The organism is Vibrio intestinalis (genome assembly GCF_025195085.2).
In the GTDB taxonomy this organism is placed as follows: Bacteria; Pseudomonadota; Gammaproteobacteria; order Enterobacterales; family Vibrionaceae; genus Vibrio; species Vibrio intestinalis.
On record NZ_JANAVY020000001.1, the window covers coordinates 599,644 to 615,327 of the forward strand.

The 15,684-nt window shown below is 45.5% G+C and carries 16 protein-coding genes and 1 pseudogene; all 17 read right to left on the reverse strand.

Annotation, left to right across the window (positions count from 1 at the left end; all coding sequences use genetic code 11):
• Nucleotides 1-53 precede the first annotated feature (53 nt).
• A complete protein-coding gene (locus tag MU515_RS02575; protein ID WP_260258813.1) occupies nucleotides 54-1,088 on the reverse strand; it encodes a potassium channel family protein in 1,035 nt (344 codons plus the stop codon).
• A 126-nt stretch (nucleotides 1,089-1,214) separates the two neighbouring features.
• Nucleotides 1,215-2,276: a quinolinate synthase NadA gene (nadA, locus tag MU515_RS02580; protein ID WP_260258814.1), complete on the reverse strand. Its 1,062-nt coding sequence runs from the start codon at nucleotides 2,274-2,276 to the stop codon at nucleotides 1,215-1,217.
• 120 nt (nucleotides 2,277-2,396) lie between these two features.
• Nucleotides 2,397-3,164: a tol-pal system protein YbgF gene (gene ybgF, locus MU515_RS02585; protein WP_260258815.1), complete on the reverse strand. Its 768-nt coding sequence runs from the start codon at nucleotides 3,162-3,164 to the stop codon at nucleotides 2,397-2,399.
• Between the two features lie 15 nt (nucleotides 3,165-3,179).
• The gene (gene pal / locus MU515_RS02590; RefSeq protein ID WP_260258816.1) at nucleotides 3,180-3,695 is read right to left on the reverse strand and encodes a peptidoglycan-associated lipoprotein Pal; all 516 of its coding nucleotides are present in this window, start codon (nucleotides 3,693-3,695) and stop codon (nucleotides 3,180-3,182) included.
• 34 nt (nucleotides 3,696-3,729) lie between these two features.
• Nucleotides 3,730-5,082, reverse strand: coding sequence for a Tol-Pal system beta propeller repeat protein TolB (gene tolB / locus MU515_RS02595; protein WP_260258817.1), 1,353 nt, complete (start codon nucleotides 5,080-5,082; stop codon nucleotides 3,730-3,732).
• A 15-nt stretch (nucleotides 5,083-5,097) separates the two neighbouring features.
• The gene (gene tolA / locus MU515_RS02600; protein WP_260258818.1) at nucleotides 5,098-6,162 is read right to left on the reverse strand and encodes a cell envelope integrity protein TolA; all 1,065 of its coding nucleotides are present in this window, start codon (nucleotides 6,160-6,162) and stop codon (nucleotides 5,098-5,100) included.
• 13 nt (nucleotides 6,163-6,175) lie between these two features.
• The gene (gene tolR, locus MU515_RS02605) at nucleotides 6,176-6,619 is read right to left on the reverse strand and encodes a protein TolR (protein WP_260258819.1); all 444 of its coding nucleotides are present in this window, start codon (nucleotides 6,617-6,619) and stop codon (nucleotides 6,176-6,178) included.
• 3 nt (nucleotides 6,620-6,622) lie between these two features.
• Nucleotides 6,623-7,306, reverse strand: coding sequence for a protein TolQ (tolQ, locus tag MU515_RS02610; RefSeq protein ID WP_260258820.1), 684 nt, complete (start codon nucleotides 7,304-7,306; stop codon nucleotides 6,623-6,625).
• Entirely contained in the window at nucleotides 7,296-7,715 is a 420-nt protein-coding gene (ybgC, locus tag MU515_RS02615) for a tol-pal system-associated acyl-CoA thioesterase (RefSeq protein WP_260258821.1), read from the reverse strand. Before ybgC ends, tolQ begins: the two co-directional genes overlap by 11 nt.
• Nucleotides 7,716-7,880: 165 nt before the next feature.
• On the reverse strand, nucleotides 7,881-8,183 hold the full coding sequence (gene ybgE / locus MU515_RS02620; protein WP_260258822.1) for a cyd operon protein YbgE: 303 nt from the start codon (nucleotides 8,181-8,183) through the stop codon (nucleotides 7,881-7,883).
• Entirely contained in the window at nucleotides 8,176-8,283 is a 108-nt protein-coding gene (gene cydX / locus MU515_RS02625) for a cytochrome bd-I oxidase subunit CydX (RefSeq protein ID WP_000270284.1), read from the reverse strand. The genes ybgE and cydX overlap by 8 nt, the downstream gene beginning before the upstream one ends.
• Nucleotides 8,284-8,295: 12 nt before the next feature.
• The gene (gene cydB, locus MU515_RS02630; protein ID WP_260258823.1) at nucleotides 8,296-9,432 is read right to left on the reverse strand and encodes a cytochrome d ubiquinol oxidase subunit II; all 1,137 of its coding nucleotides are present in this window, start codon (nucleotides 9,430-9,432) and stop codon (nucleotides 8,296-8,298) included.
• A gap of 16 nt (nucleotides 9,433-9,448) precedes the next feature.
• On the reverse strand, nucleotides 9,449-11,035 hold the full coding sequence (cydA, locus tag MU515_RS02635; protein WP_260258824.1) for a cytochrome ubiquinol oxidase subunit I: 1,587 nt from the start codon (nucleotides 11,033-11,035) through the stop codon (nucleotides 9,449-9,451).
• Between the two features lie 529 nt (nucleotides 11,036-11,564).
• On the reverse strand, nucleotides 11,565-12,569 hold the full coding sequence (ruvB, locus tag MU515_RS02640) for a Holliday junction branch migration DNA helicase RuvB (RefSeq protein ID WP_260258825.1): 1,005 nt from the start codon (nucleotides 12,567-12,569) through the stop codon (nucleotides 11,565-11,567).
• Between the two features lie 14 nt (nucleotides 12,570-12,583).
• Complete coding sequence (ruvA, locus tag MU515_RS02645) at nucleotides 12,584-13,201, reverse strand: Holliday junction branch migration protein RuvA (RefSeq protein WP_260258826.1); 618 nt, start codon at nucleotides 13,199-13,201, stop codon at nucleotides 12,584-12,586.
• Nucleotides 13,202-13,307: 106 nt separating this feature from the next.
• Nucleotides 13,308-13,829, reverse strand: a complete 522-nt coding sequence (ruvC, locus tag MU515_RS02650) for a crossover junction endodeoxyribonuclease RuvC (RefSeq protein ID WP_260258827.1) — start codon at nucleotides 13,827-13,829, stop codon at nucleotides 13,308-13,310.
• Between the two features lie 105 nt (nucleotides 13,830-13,934).
• Nucleotides 13,935-15,674, reverse strand: a pseudogene (locus tag MU515_RS02655) (glycoside hydrolase family 36 protein).
• Nucleotides 15,675-15,684 lie beyond the last annotated feature (10 nt).

The window sequence follows — 15,684 nt, forward strand, 5'->3', positions numbered from 1 at the left end:
AGCGTTCTCGAATAAACGTAAAAAGGGCTTCAATTCATATTGAAGCCCTTTTTCTATTTCAGTCTATCCCACTTAAAATCATCGATTCGCTCATCGGCGATATAAAATAACTTCATTCCCGGCGCAATGGTTACGTTCAAGTCTGGATTGAGCTCGATGCTTTTCTCACCCTGAATCGCGATGAGCGTTGCTTGGTATTCTCGCTTCATGAACATGAATACCTGCTCAACATTAGTTTCAGCGGCACTTACTGGATAAAAAGTTGAGTACTGAGTCATGCCCCTTGTTGAAGCAAGCAACTCTTGATGCAAAGCACTTGAACCAGGGTCTACCGCAGCCTTAGCAAGCATTTCTGCACCGACCGCAGGAATGCACTCAGCATTAGGGCAATGCTGGCTTAGAAGCGCGCTCAGAGCCTCATCTTTGAAATAGGCTACTAAGTGGGCATCAGGGTTGATGTTGGAGCAATACAAAGCAGAAGAAAGCGTGATGTCATCTTCAAGGTTATCGACAATAATACAGCTTGCATCCGCGATACGAGCGTTCTTCATTTCTTGACTGTCGGTATAGCTACTCACTTTCACGAACTCAATTTCACCCGGTAGCGGGTTTTCAATATCAGAACGAGAACAAAGTACAATCGGGCGATTGCCCTCTTCTTCATGTTGCAGCATACGAATCATATGCAAGGTGCGTTGGCCGTTCCAACCTAATAATAAAATATGATCGTTCACACTCAATTTCCTTTTCCCTAAAACCCCAGCGCGCCAGTAATCGATTAGCCCAGTAGCGACTCTCCCCAGTAGCGCCGCAAACAATGCAAGCCCACCAGGAATCACAATAAGCGCAACCACCCACTTACCTAAATCAGATTGTGGTGAGTAATCACCGTAGCCCACCGTCGATGCGGTCACCATCAAATAATACACAAACTGACCAAAACTCGAGGTCAACTCATCTTCCCCTGCCCAAACAAGCAAAGACCAACAAACTGCGAGGTAAAGCAGTGACAGCAGAAGTAAGTTGCGATTAGTGATAGTGAATAGATTTGCCTGAATCTTTCTTTTTAAATAGAGCCAAATCCCCATGAATCTTCCTTTTGTGTTCGTATCTCTTCTTTATAGCAAATGAGGCCTAACTTGATAACCGCTGTCGTAAAGTCTAGATACAAAAAAGACCAGCCATATGGCTGGTCTCTTAATTCTTGGGATGAGTTAAGCGTTACCCTTAACTTGCATGTTCAACTCTTCAGCAAAGTCCAACATACGATTGAGTGGAATCAGCGATTTGACGCGTAGTTCATCATCAACAAAAATTTCATGCTCTTCGCCGCCATCTTTCAATGCTTTTTCGATAGCGTGTAAGCCATTCATAGCCATCCAAGGGCAATGTGCACAGCTACGACATGTCGCGCCATTACCTGCGGTTGGGGCTTCAATTAACTCTTTCTCCGGCACTAACTGCTGCATCTTAAAGAAAATGCCTTTGTCCGTTGCAACGATCATTTGCTTATGCGGTAGCTCTTTCGCCGCCTTGATTAGCTGGCTAGTTGAACCTACGGCATCTGCTAGTTCAACCACACTTGCTGGCGACTCAGGGTGAACCAGAATAGCCGCTTCTGGATAAACCGATTTCATCTTGCGCAGCGCATCAGCAGAGAACTCGTCATGCACAATACACTCACCTTGCCATAGCAGCATATCAGCGCCTGTTTTGTTGGCAATGTAAGAGCCTAAGTGACGATCTGGCCCCCAGATGATTGGTTTATCTTCCGCGTCTAAGTGCTCAACGATTTCTAGCGCAATACTTGATGTTACCACCCAATCAGCACGCGCTTTTACTGCTGCTGAAGTATTGGCGTAAACCACCACGGTATGGTCAGGGTGAGCATCACAGAATTCAGTAAACTTGTCAGCTGGGCAACCCAAATCAAGCGAACACTCCGCTTCAAGGGTTGGCATAAGAATGCGTTTTTCCGGAGTAAGGATCTTGGCAGATTCACCCATAAAACGAACGCCACCGATAATCAGTGTGCTCGCTGGATGACGGTTACCAAATTTGGCCATTTCAAGTGAATCGCCGACAAAGCCGCCGGTTTCTTCTGCCAAAGCTTGGATTTCAGGATCGGTATAGTAGTGCGCGATAAGTACCGCGTCTTTTTCTTTCAAAAGCTGTTTAATGTTTTCGATGTGCGCCTGTTTTTGTTCTTGTGTAAGAGGCGTCGGCTTAGGAGGAAAAGGATAAACAGTTTCGATTGTATCTAGAATGTGACTCATTGCTTTGCTCTACGCAACTTCCGTTAATCCGAGTATTGTAACTCCGATCGACATCAAGAATCAAAGTCCATTCAAAGCAAACCATGAATACAAAAAGAGATGCATACGCATCTCTTTTGATTATTTAAGTTTTTCTTGAGCGATTTTTGCCGAAGCACTATCGGGGTACTCAGATACCACTTGTTGATAATACTTATTTGCTTGCTCTGAATTATTGTTTCGCGTGGCGATATCACCCAATTTAACCAACGCATCAGCGCGTTTATTGGAGTCTTTATACGCAATCACGGAAGCAAAGCTTTTCACCGCTTCTTTATCTTGCTTGTTGGCAAAATAGAGCTGGCCTAGCCAATAGTGAGAGTTTGGCGTAAAGCTAGAATTCGGATAATCTTTTTGGAACTTGTTAAAGGCTTCAATTGCGCCTTTATAGTCACGCTTTTCTAAAATCAGATCGACGGCGTTTTGATACGCGGTTTGCTCATCCACATTAGTGCTAAACGTGCCTTGCGGTTCACTGTTATCTGCAGGTTGTTCTTGAGGTACAACTGCAGGCGCTGCCGCTTGATTACGAACTTTCTCAAGTTCGATAAACAGCTCGCGCTGACGCTGCAACATTTGCTGCATGTCGTAGTTGTTCTTTTCGATTTGTCCACGTAGCTCGCTTATCTCAAGCGCCATATCATTCAATTGCTGCTGCATTTGAAGTTGAACACGATTGCGATTTTCTAGAAGGCGTTCTAAACGTTGGACGTCGGTTTCGTTGGAAGAGAATGAAGAGCTACTGGAACTGCTGCCAATATCAGATACTGGAGCTGGTGCAGCGAACGCTAGGTTCGCTGCACTTGCCAGTAACGTAAGCGTAAAAACTTGCTTTAAGTTACTGAACATCAGGTCATCCCCGAATTAGTACACTAGAACTGCGCGGCGGTTCTTAGCGTATGCTTCGTTAGTTTGACCTAGAAGAAGAGGTTTCTCTTCACCGTAGCTAACGATAGAGATTTGGTCAGCAGTTACACCTAGAGCTTGTAGGTATAGAGATACTGCTTGAGCACGACGCTCGCCTAGTGCGATGTTGTACTCAGGAGTACCACGCTCGTCTGCGTGACCTTCGATAGTTACTTTGTGCGCAGGGTTAGTGCTTAGGTAAGCAGCGTGTAGCGCTAGAACTTTCTCGTAATCGCTGTCGATAGTTGCGTTATCGAATGCGAAGTAGATAGTTGAAGCTTGCATTGCTGCTTCTTTTAGCTCTTGCTCAGATAGTTGACCAACTTGGTCAATCGGAGTCGCTACAGTGTTAGAAGAGCCGTTGTTAGTTTCAGAGCCAGAAGCATTTGCTGCATCGTTGCTCGAGCTACACGCCGTTACCGCTAGAACTGGTAGTGCAATTAGTAGCCCTTTAAGAACTTTGTTCAGTTGCATTGTTATGATTTCCTTACTTATTGATACTTATTTGCTACAAAAACGGTGACCACGCAGGTGCACGGACGCGCCCATTTGTTGCCGGTAGTCGAGCCTTAAAACGCCCATCTATAGAAACCATCGACAGCACGTTAGCTTTATTATAGATAGAACTATAGATGACCATTCCGCCATTTGGAGCAATACTTGGTGATTCGTCCAATAGTGTTTTAGTTAATACTTGCACCGCGCCTGTTTCTAAATCTTGCTTGGCAAGATTAAATCCAGAGTTGCTGCGATTTACCATCACTAAGAAGCGACCATCAGGGGTAATTTGTCCCCCCAAGTTTTGACTGCCCTGCCACGTTATTCGACTCGTAGCCCCGTCTGCCAAATTTACTCGATAAATCTGTGGTTTACCACCCCGATCGGAAGTGAAAATCAATGATTTTCCATCGGGATGCCAAAATGGTTCAGTATTATTTGATCTGCCACGCGTTATTTGCGTCAATTTACGTGACTTGATGTCTAGTGTATAGACTTGCAAGCTGCCCGTTTTCGACAACACCAAAGCCAACTTTTTGCCATCTGGTGAGAATCTTGGCGCACCATTGTGACGTGGGTATGACGTAAGTTTCTCACGTTGCCCAGTATAAATATTCATCACATAGATTTCTGCCTGACCGTTTTGGAAGCTAACATACGCTAACTGCTTACCATCTGGTGACCATGCAGGTGACATGAGTGGCTGCTTTGAACGTAAAACCAAACGCTCGTTGTAACCATCGTAGTCAGCAACACGTAATTGATATGGGTATGAATCTTTGTCGTTCACGACCACATAAGCAATACGAGTCAAAAATGCACCACGCTCGCCCGTTAGCTGTTCATAAACCAAATCTGCGATGCGGTGAGCATATTCACGTAAACGCTTTGCAGGAACGGTTGCTCGCTTATTGAAAAGAACATGATCGTTCGATAGAACCAACTCACCATCTTCACCTAGCGCTTTGCTTTGGCCTTTAGTTAGTTGGCCGCGCGCTACATCGATAAGCTGGTAATTAATAGCATAACTGCCGTCTGCATTTTGAGAAATGCTGCCTGTTAACAATGAATCTACGCCAAGTTGAGTCCATGCCTCAAAATTCACTTCGTTTTCATTGTATGGCGTTTGCGGCATTTTGCTGGTTGCTACAGGGCTAAACTTACCACTGCGCTGCAAATCCGAGGCAATCACACCTGATACGTCTTGTGGTAATGGCGTCGCGCCCTCCCACTTGAATGGCACAATCGCGATTGGGCGCGCGGAGTCGATACCATCAGTGATGACAAGTTCAAGTGCTGCATTAGCAAATTGAACGCTACTCGCCAAGACGAGCGTTAATCCTAATATAAGTCGCTTTAACACAAGCTAATCCTTTAATTAAAGTTCAACGGTTAAATTGATGTCTTTTAGTTTATTCACTACATCACGATCTGTCGGTAGTGGAAAACTTGGTACTTGAGCGACCGCACGTTTTGTTGCCGAACAAACGCGGCTATCGCCCTCTAACACTCTAAGATCGCCAACAATTGCGTCCGACCCGGTAGGAATCAAACGCAAGTTAACTCGACAAGACTTTCCCCGAAAGTACTCCTCTACCCTAAGATTCTGTTTTATCAGCTGCGTGTATATCGCCGCGTAACGACTGATCTCACTAGCAACAAATTGTCCTTTCGCCTGACTGTTTTGCTCACTTTCGGTTTCTAGGCCAGCAAAAATGTCATTCAGAGCCGCTTCTTGCTCCTTACGTTCACGCTCAATCTGTTCTAGTCGCTCTTTCTCAATACGGGCTTTCTCTGCCGCCTCTTTAGCCGCTTTCTCTTTCGCTATGCGTTCTTTTTCCGCTTTAGCCGCAGCCTCGCGCTCTTTACGCGCTTTTTCTTCAGCTTCTTTTGCGGCCTTTTCTTTGGCAATACGCTGCTGTTCTGCTTTCGCAGCTGCTGCTTCTTTCGCTTTACGTTCTTCTTCCGCTTTACGAACCGCTTCTTCTTTCGCTTTACGCTCTTTTTCTAGCTTAGCCGCGCGCTCTTTTTCCTTTTGAACACGTTGCTCTTCAGCCTTACGTTCTTTCTCTTTTTGCACCCGCTGCTTTTCAGCTTCACGGGCCGCTTTCGCCTCTTTTGCTTGCTGCTCTTTTAGCTTGCGAATACGTTCTTCTTCCGCTTTACGGTTTTTCTCTAGCTGCTCACTTTCTCGACGCAACTTATCAAGACGTGCCTGCTCTTTTTTAGCCGCGGCTTCACGTTGACTACGAATTTGCTGCGCTTGCTGACGAACCACCGAAGGGTCGATCACAACGGCCTCAACCATGCGTCCAACGGGCTCAGGTTTCGTCATAGTGAAATCCGTACCCCAAATCAGAGCAACAACTAAAGCAGCATGTAAGGCGAGCGAGATAGCGATCGGCGTGCCTAAGTTGTTTGATTTTTTTCTTGTGTCTTTCATGGAGTAATTGAACTTATTCCTTAATGTCCGTCAGCAAGCCCACTTTCGGGATACCTGCACGGCTTAGTTCATCCAATAACAATACGATTTCAGCGTATGGCGTTGCAGCGTCACCGCCAACCGCCACCGGTGATTTAGGATTGATGCTGATCTCTGCTTTAACTCGAACAATTAAGTCTTGCAGTGAGATGCCGCGCATCACTTCCTCATCGTTGACGCTTAAACCTAAATTACCATCACGATCGATTTCTACGATAATGAAACTTGCATCACTATCGCCAGCCATTTCTTGTGCTGATTGAGCCGACTCAGTTTTTGGCAATTCTACTTCGACGCCTTGAGTAACAAACGGAGAGGTCACCATAAAGATGATCAACAGTACCAGCATCACATCGATGTAAGGTACAACGTTGATCTCGGCTGTCATCTTCCGCTTTTTACGTTGATAACCGGCCATGTGTTACTCCCTGCCCGCCATTGCTTGACGGTGTAACACACTGTGGAATTCTTCTGAGAAGGTGGCGTAGTTGTGCTCTAGCTTCGATACCTTGTTGCTTAAACGGTTGTACGCCATTACTGCTGGGATAGCAGCAAATAGACCCATGGCCGTCGCGACCAATGCTTCTGCGATACCAGGTGCAACCATAGCAAGGGTTGCTTGCTTCACTTCGCCTAGAGCGATGAAGGCGTGCATGATGCCCCACACGGTACCGAACAAGCCAATATATGGGCTGATTGAGCCGACTGTCGCCAAGAATGGTAAGTTGGTTTCTAGATCATCGACTTCACGCGCAACGGCAACGCGCATCGCACGTCCAGTACCTTCCATGATGAAGTCAGGTGATGTCGCATTCGATTTACGTAGGCGCGCGAACTCGGTAAAACCAGAGTAGAAAATCTCTTCGGTACCTGTCAGTTCATCTTTGCGTTTTTTCACCGCTTGGTAGAGTACAGAGAGATCGTTACCTGACCAAAATTTGTCTTCAAAAGCTTCGGCATCTTTTGCCGCTTGAGAAAGTGCTTTACTGCGCTTAATGATCATTGCCCAAGAAACAATAGACATACCAAGAAGAAGTAACATGACCACCTTTACCGTAAAACCGGCTTGTAAAAATAGGTCAAGGATTGAAATATCAGCGGTCACTAGCAGAAAACTCCGTAATTATTGATTGAGGGATAGCCTTAGGCCTCATCCTTTGATTATCGATACATGCTACCTTAACCATTGCTCGGCACAATGTTTTACCATCAGGATTTACGATCTCCTGACAGAAAGTAAGGGAAGCTTTTTTCAGTTCAGAAATAGTGGTTTTTACAGTGAGCTGATCATCTAACCGTGCACCCTGCAAAAAGTCGATATCCATGTGTCGGACTACAAAACCCGTATTTTGTTCCAAAAGAGAGTGTTGCGAAACATTAACCGAGCGCAAAAGCTCAGTTCTTGCTCGCTCAAAGTATTTTAGATAGTTTGAATGGTATACCACGCCACCTGCGTCAGTATCTTCATAATAAACCGTTACTGGCCATTCAAAAACGTTTGGGGATGATTGCACTAGCTCGTCCGACATTCTTACAAATAAGCCGATACTATAACGCATCTCATTGAATTTTGTGCAAGTGGGATTGAACGATTTAAGATGCCCCCCAAAAAAATAACGCCAGTTTATAAAAACTGGCGTTATTCAAATGACAATATGACGTTATTTTAGGCGCGCTACCTAGTAAAAGTAGGCGTAAGTGAGGTAACTCAAAATCGAAAGGCTAAAGTAAGGGCTAAATAAAATTTGCCAGTACCAGCTATACGGCTTAAACGAGAGTCCATACACCATGCTTGAGCAAATAGCCCAAATCATGAGTGGTGAAATCACACTGTTAAAACCACCGATCGCAAATGCGTACGCTTCTGGATCCCACATCAGCATGGCGACGTGGAAGAAACCTAAAATAAGCGATAAGGCTCTTAGTAGAGCCTTATCCATAGGGGCATGCAAGCATGCCACCTTGTCAGCGAGATTACTCACTGTCTTTGTCCATCATTTCTGAGTGCTCTAGCCAAAGAGCGTTGATGATACCGAATGCACAAGCAAGTAGTACACCTAGAATCCATGCGAAATACCACATAGTAAATGCTCCTTAGTAAAGTGAGTTTTTGTTGTCTTCGATAAACTTATTATCCAAGCGACCAAACATCTTGTAGTAAGTCCAAGTTGTGTAGCCAAGGATAATAGGAACCATCACAGCAGCAACCGCTGTCATTAGGTTCAACGTTAACTCAGATGAAGTTGAATCCCACATCGTCAAGCTGTGGCTGAATACCTCGCTTGAAGGCATTACGAATGGGAACATTGCAAAACCAGCAGTTAGGATAACACCTGCGTTGCCCAAACTTGAGAATAGGAAAGCAAAGCCACCTTTTTCAAAGCGTGATGCAATCACTGCTAGCAATGGCATTGCCACACCCAGTGCAGGCGCAGCCCACATTAGAGGGTATGTCTCGAAGTTGTTCATCCAAGCGCCCATCTCACGTACCACTTCTTTGTTCAGTGGGTTAGATGCCGCGTTCGTATCGATTACGCTAGTGATAACGTAGCCTTCGATAGATTGAATCCAGAAACCACCAGCAACAAATAGAGCAACCGTTAGTAGGCCAGCAATTTGAGCAACGTTACGTGCACGAGCGTGAACTTCATCCGTTGTCTTCATTTGAAGCCATGCTGCGCCTTGCATCACAATCATGAACAAGCTTACAAGGCCACATAGCAGCGCAAATGGGTTTAGCAGTTCAAAGAATGTGCCGTGGTACGTTGGCATCATGAAGTCGCTTAGCTTAAATGGAACACCTTGCAGAAGGTTACCAAACGCTACACCAAAGATAATTGGCGGAACAAAGCCACTTACACAAATTGCCCAGTCCCAAGCATTACGCCAGCGTGGGTCTTCAATCTTAGAGCGGTAATCAAGACCAACTGGACGCAACCATAGCGCAGCCAGTGTTACGATCATCGCTAGGTAGAAACCTGAGAATGAAGTCGCGTACACAAGAGGCCATGCAGCGAATAGCGCACCACCCGCAGTGATAAGCCAAACTTGGTTACCATCCCAGTGAGGAGCAATCGAGTTAATCATTACACGACGCTCAGTGTCATTTTTACCGATTACAGGTACAAGCGCGCCAACGCCCATATCAAAGCCATCAGTAATTGCGAAACCTACCATTAGAACACCGATCAGTACCCACCAGATAAGTCGCAAGATTTCGTAATCAAACATAATGTATCTCCTTGCCTTACGCTTCTACTTGGCGGCTAACTTTGTCTTCTACAGAGTCAGCGTTTTGCTCAAAGTGGTAACGGCCTGTTTTCAGGCTGCTAGGACCTTTACGAGCGAACTTCAGCATTAGGTATACTTCTGCAACCAGTAATACTGTGTATAGCGCTAGAATCACGAATAGAGATGTCCAGATCTCGCCTGCAGTTAGAGAAGACGCAGCTACGTGAACAGGAAGGATTTCACCTACTGCCCATGGCTGACGACCGTACTCTGCTACAAACCAACCTGCTTCAATCGCAATCCATGGTAGTGGAATACTCCAAAGTGCAGCTTTAAGAATCCAAGGTTTCTGCTCGATTTTTTGACGACACGTTTGGATAAACGCAGCACCGAATACGAATAGCATGATGAAACCACACGCAACCATGATACGGAACGACCAGAATAGCGGCCAAACTGTTGGGATAGAGTCATCCGCTGCAGCTTGAATTTGCTCTTCGTTCGCATCAACTACGTTGTCTGTGTAACGCTTAAGAAGTAGACCGTAACCTAGGTCACCTTTTACTTCGTCAAACGCTGCCATGTTTTCAGCTGATTTGTCACCTGCACGCAGTTTTTCTAGTAGCTCGTAAGCGTACATACCAGTGCGGATGCGCTCAACGTGCTCTTCACGTAGGTCACGAATACCCGTTACTTGCTCATCGAAAGAACGCGTTGCAATGATGCCCATTACGTAAGGGATCTTAAGGGCAAAATCCGTTTCCATTGTTTCTTGGTTAGGTAGACCAAATACAGTAAACGCGGCTGGAGCTGGCTCTGTGTGCCATTCAGCTTCAATTGCTGCGAGTTTTACTTTTTGAACTTCACCAAGCTCATAGCCTGATTCGTCACCAAGAACGATAACTGAAAGGATTGCTGCCATACCGAATGAAGCAGCGATAGCAAATGAACGACGCGCAAATGCAACGTCACGGCCTTTAATTAAGTACCATGAGCTGATGCCAAGAATAAACATTGCACCACACGTGTAACCAGATGCTACTGTGTGTACGAATTTAACCTGAGCTACTGGGTTAAGTACAACCTCAGCAAAGCTCACCATTTCCATACGCATGGTTTCGAAGTTAAATTCAGCGCCAACTGGGTTTTGCATCCAGCCGTTTGCTACAAGGATCCAAAGTGCCGAGAAGTTAGAGCCTAGCGCAACTAACCAAGTTACAGCTAAGTGTTGACGTTTCGACAGTCGGTCCCAACCAAAGAAGAATAACCCGACAAAAGTGGATTCTAAGAAGAAAGCGACAAGGGCTTCGATGGCTAGCGGTGCACCAAAGATGTCACCTACATAGTGAGAATAGTAAGACCAGTTAGTACCAAACTGGAATTCCATGGTTAAGCCTGTGGCAACACCAAGGGCAAAGTTAATACCGAACAGCTTACCCCAGAACTTGGTCATATCCTTATAGATTTGCTTGTTCGTCATTACGTACATTGATTCCATGATGGCTAGTAAGAAAGCCATACCTAGAGTCAAAGGTACGAATAAAAAGTGATACATCGCTGTTAAAGCAAACTGCAACCGCGACAGATCAACAATGTCAATCATGATAACTCCTATGTGTCGGCTGAATGACACGCTCTACATTTCTGCTTCCAATCTCGAAAGTTGAACGTTTTCGAGAAATGTTTATAAGAAAACACATTTGTTGCAAATATGTACTACATTGGTTAGTTAATTGTTAAGCATCAGCTAATATAGCTATGACTAATATTACTTGGAAAACCCGCTTGTTTCAAAAGGTTTATAGGGAAATTTCGCTTTGATCTAGATCAAGTATGATTTCTGAGTTTTGCGCAAAAAAGCATCACATTGATACAGATCAATTGTAGAGGAGTAATCAGGTGGATAAATGGTGAAATTGCGACTCATAAAGGATGAAAAGACGCGAAAAGTATTAACATTCAACGATAAAAGGTTACTTCTATATAAATTAAACAAATTTAATAAATGTGACCTGAAACACATAGGTTACGTGCAAAGCGTTTTTATTAATGGCAAAAAGCTAAGTATTCATAATTTGTTGTATTTACTTATAAATACTTAGCTGCACAAAATAATTACCCGGAGAAAAATTCTATTTATCTACTCCAAAATGTAAATATGCCCTGTCTGTCGCAATTCGGCCTCGCGGGGTACGTTGTAGATACCCTTGCTGAATCAAATACGGCTCTAATACGTCTTCTATTGTATCACGCTCTTCACCGATTGCAGCGGCCATATTATCAATACCTACTGGCCCACCGCCAAACTTTTCCATGATTGCTAACAGTAACTTCCGGTCCATATAGTCAAAGCCTTTCGCATCAACATCGAGCATATTCAAGGCTTGGTCTGCAATCTCGGCACTAATATGTCCGTTGGCTTTTACTTCCGCATAGTCACGTACGCGGCGCAACAGTCGGTTAGCAATACGTGGTGTACCACGCGCTCGACGCGCGACTTCGAGTGCGCCATCCGCTTCCATCGATAAACCAAGACAATCAGCACTTCTTTGCACGATATGCTGTAAATCTTCAACTTTGTAGTATTCCAATCGCTGAGTAATACCAAAACGATCTCGCAATGGTGAAGTCAACGAGCCAGCGCGTGTGGTTGCTCCGATTAGGGTAAAAGGTGGCAAATCAATTTTGATCGAACGAGCTGCTGGGCCTTCACCAATCATAATATCCAATTGGTAGTCTTCCATCGCTGGATAAAGCACCTCCTCTACCATTGGGCTCAAGCGATGTATCTCATCAATGAATAATACGTCGTTTTCTTCCAAATTGGTCAATAACGCGGCTAAATCTCCAGCTTTTTCTAATACTGGGCCTGAAGTGGTACGGATATTTACATCCATTTCGTTAGCGACGATATTGGCTAAGGTAGTTTTACCCAAGCCAGGAGGACCAAAAATCAATAAGTGGTCTAACGCTTCTTCACGCAATTTTGCCGCTTTGATGAAAATTTCCATCTGACTACGGACGTGATCTTGGCCTTCATAATCGGTCAGCGTCTTAGGGCGGATAGCGCGGTCTATGACATCCTCATCTTTGAAGACTGGATTTTCTGGAGCGATAAGGCGATCTGCTTCAATCATTCAAATCTTTCCTGTTAAACCATGGATTTTAGAGCGTGCTTGATGAGCTCTTCGGCACTCATATCAGGTTGCAACACCTGAGAGACCACTTTCGACGCCTGAGTCGGCTTATAGCCTAAAGCAAGCAACGCACTAATGGCCTCTTCTTCGGCATTGTTGTTCGACGCTTGTGGCGCACTGTCGACAGGGGCAGCATCGGTAAATGGCGTGAACAAATCACCCGCGCTCCAGCCTTTAAGGCGATCTTTCATCTCCACAACTAAGCGCTCAGCGGTTTTCTTACCCACACCCGGCAGTTTTACGAGAGTAGAAATATCTTCGCGTTCTACGCTGGCCACAAACTGGCTTGCTGTCATGCCAGACAAAATGCCTAAACCAAGTTTAGGGCCTACGCCGTTTGCTTTGATCACTTCACGAAATAGTGCACGCTCTTTAACGGTATTAAAGCCATACAGAAGCTGCGCATCTTCACGAACCACGAAATGGGTGTAGATGATCGCTTCTTCACCCACATTTGGTAACTCATAAAAACAGCTCATTGGCATTTGGACTTCATAGCCAATACCGTTGACTTCAATTAATAGTTCAGGCGGTTGTTTTTCTAGCAAAGTGCCACGTAGACGTCCAATCACAAAGAGACCTTTTCAAATTGCTGGTTTGAATAATAATGGATCGATGATAATCAATAACTGGATGGATAGCCAGTAAAAAACAGGCTATCCATAAAGAGAGGGAGGCTTAGCGGTAGCGTCCGCGACGCGCGCCTGTGGCTTTGCCGGCTAACGCGACTAAGGTTTTGTTGGTGTTGGCATGACAAATCGCCACGCCCAATGCATCAGCGGCATCGGCTTGGGGCCTTGCTGGTAGTTTGAGCATTTGCTGCACCATGTGCTGCACTTGTTCTTTGTCTGCCCCGCCAGTGCCAGTGACCGCCTGCTTAATTAATCGGGCTGCGTACTCATGCACAGGTAAATCGGCGTTCACCGCAGCAACGATGGCACTGCCTCGCGCTTGACCTAGCTTTAACGCTGAATCGGCGTTACGCGCCATAAATACCTGCTCAATGGCAAACACATCTGGTTGGAATTGGGTAATGATTTCAGACACGCCAGCATAAATTTGCTTAAGACGGCCAGGAAGTTCTTTCTCTGAGGTACGAATACAGCCACTACCAAGGTATTGCAGATGGCGGCCTTGCTGGCGAATCACGCCATAGCCAGTAATACGGGAACCTGGGTCGATACCCAAGATAATAGACATTAATAACCTTACTCACTCACTGTTATGGCGGTAGTGTATAGCAGCCTCTAAAGAATGGCGAGAACTCGGAGCGTACAGTGCGTTAGGCTGCTCAATGTTTGCCCTTTAACCGACCGTCAGTATCGCTCTCGCTGCGAGCCCGCTCTCTAACGTTATCTCTATTGCGGCTACCGGCTCGTGGTTGAGCTTCTCTCCACTCCAGTAATCATGCCAATCTACCGGATGATCCGCGGTTAGCGTAACCTCTCGTGCTGGCTGTTGGTAATTGAACAAACAATGAAGATCGTTAGTGTGGGTCAAACGCAAATAGCCATGATGTAAATTCAAGCAAGAAAACTTCACCGCCTCTTGGTTGCGCGTTTGACGTATCAAAAGCTTATCAAGGCTTTGCTTGGCAAATGATGTGAGATCGCATAATGGATCGCCCGACATCAGCAAGCCTGCACTGGCAAGCAGCACAGTACGATGGAAGTCGTAACTCTTTCTCTCAGTGGCCTGATTCGGCAACGAGACAAACGTGGCGCAATCTGGGTCGATTTGCCATAAGCTACGATGTTGCCAGCTACGTAAAAACGTTTCTTTGGCGATTTGTTCAAACCTGCGCTCATCCCGCTCAACATCATCACTGACGCGCATGATGTCAACTAAGCCTAATGATGGCCACATTGGTGCGTTGCAGCCAAGAAGCAGTGCATCCCCTGCCCCTTCTGAGATTGCTTCCATACCCATTCGATACGCTTATACGCCCGTAATACCCGACTGATAACGAATACCTTTGAGAGTGCCCCAGTAATTGGCGTCTAGCTTAAATAACTCAATGCCCCATTCGTAGCGCATGTGAGAAACCACTTGGGTAATGTGCTCCTGCACATCTGGGTTGGTCATATCGAGCATATACCAAGGTGTACATCGCCAACCTGCGTAGGTCACTTCCTCTGCTTTCATTGGCTCGCCGTCTGAATTATGAACGAACCAATCGGGATGCTGGGTAAACAATTCAGATTCCGCTTGTGAAATGAATGGCGCTAACCAAATTGCCGGTTTCTTACCTAGCGCCTTAATTTTTTCTATGACCGATTTTACGCCTGAGGTGAACTTATCTGATGGTGTAAGCCAGTCCCCCATGTAAGCTTGGTAGCCGTCATCGATCAACAAGTAATCTAGCTTAGGAAAACGCTCTGCCATGGCCGCGAGGTTAGTCAGCACCTTGTGCTCTGACACATTGGCATAATAAGCATACCAAGAGCACCAGCCTGTTGGTGCGGGTGCAACAACACCGTTTCTGATGGGGTGATGATTAGCAATTCTTTGGCTGTATTGCTGATAGAGATCGCTTAAGTTCGAAGCTTTCAGGACTACGACAGATTCAAGGTTTAAGGACGACCATTGTTGCGGTAGTGTTTCCTCGCCGTCGATATAGGCAGTGATTCGCTTCATTTTGCCTTGTTCTGAAATCGAAAAATAACCGGCAAAACGGTGACAAGAAGTAAAGCCGAACAGGGTGTAACCCATCGAGTCGCCAATCACCAAGTAGTTATAAAAACGCTTGCGCGCGTTTACAGGGTAAATTCGATAGCTTGAACTGTTGTCTGGGCAGCGGCCAATATCTTGTAAGTTGTCATACTGCCCTTTGGTTTGGGCAAGCATTTGAAAGCCATCGCCATACAAGGTGGCTTGCTGCTCAATGACGGTATCTAGGTGAAAAAGCGAATATTCGGAATCAATAGGATCATTGGATAAACCTGAGTAAGAGAAGTGCAGCTCATCCCCTTGCGAAGCAGCACGAAGGTTCGCATTACTTATATGAATTTCTAGCTGACAATCTAACACTATTGAGTTTGGCATGGTCACTCCA

Excerpts from the sequence above, each read along its gene's own strand:
- MU515_RS02575 (WP_260258813.1), bottom strand. The coding sequence starts at position 1,088 with ATGGGGATTTGGCTCTATTTAAAAAGAAAGATTCAGGCAAATCTATTC.
- nadA (WP_260258814.1), bottom strand. The coding sequence starts at position 2,276 with ATGAGTCACATTCTAGATACAATCGAAACTGTTTATCCTTTTCCTCCT.
- ybgF (WP_260258815.1), bottom strand. The coding sequence starts at position 3,164 with ATGTTCAGTAACTTAAAGCAAGTTTTTACGCTTACGTTACTGGCAAGT.
- pal (WP_260258816.1), bottom strand. The coding sequence starts at position 3,695 with ATGCAACTGAACAAAGTTCTTAAAGGGCTACTAATTGCACTACCAGTT.
- tolA (WP_260258818.1), bottom strand. The coding sequence starts at position 6,162 with ATGAAAGACACAAGAAAAAAATCAAACAACTTAGGCACGCCGATCGCT.
- tolR (WP_260258819.1), bottom strand. The coding sequence starts at position 6,619 with ATGGCCGGTTATCAACGTAAAAAGCGGAAGATGACAGCCGAGATCAAC.
- cydX (WP_000270284.1), bottom strand. The coding sequence starts at position 8,283 with ATGTGGTATTTCGCATGGATTCTAGGTGTACTACTTGCTTGTGCATTC.
- cydB (WP_260258823.1), bottom strand. The coding sequence starts at position 9,432 with ATGTTTGATTACGAAATCTTGCGACTTATCTGGTGGGTACTGATCGGT.
- cydA (WP_260258824.1), bottom strand. The coding sequence starts at position 11,035 with ATGATTGACATTGTTGATCTGTCGCGGTTGCAGTTTGCTTTAACAGCG.
- ruvB (WP_260258825.1), bottom strand. The coding sequence starts at position 12,569 with ATGATTGAAGCAGATCGCCTTATCGCTCCAGAAAATCCAGTCTTCAAA.
- ruvC (WP_260258827.1), bottom strand. The coding sequence starts at position 13,829 with ATGTCTATTATCTTGGGTATCGACCCAGGTTCCCGTATTACTGGCTAT.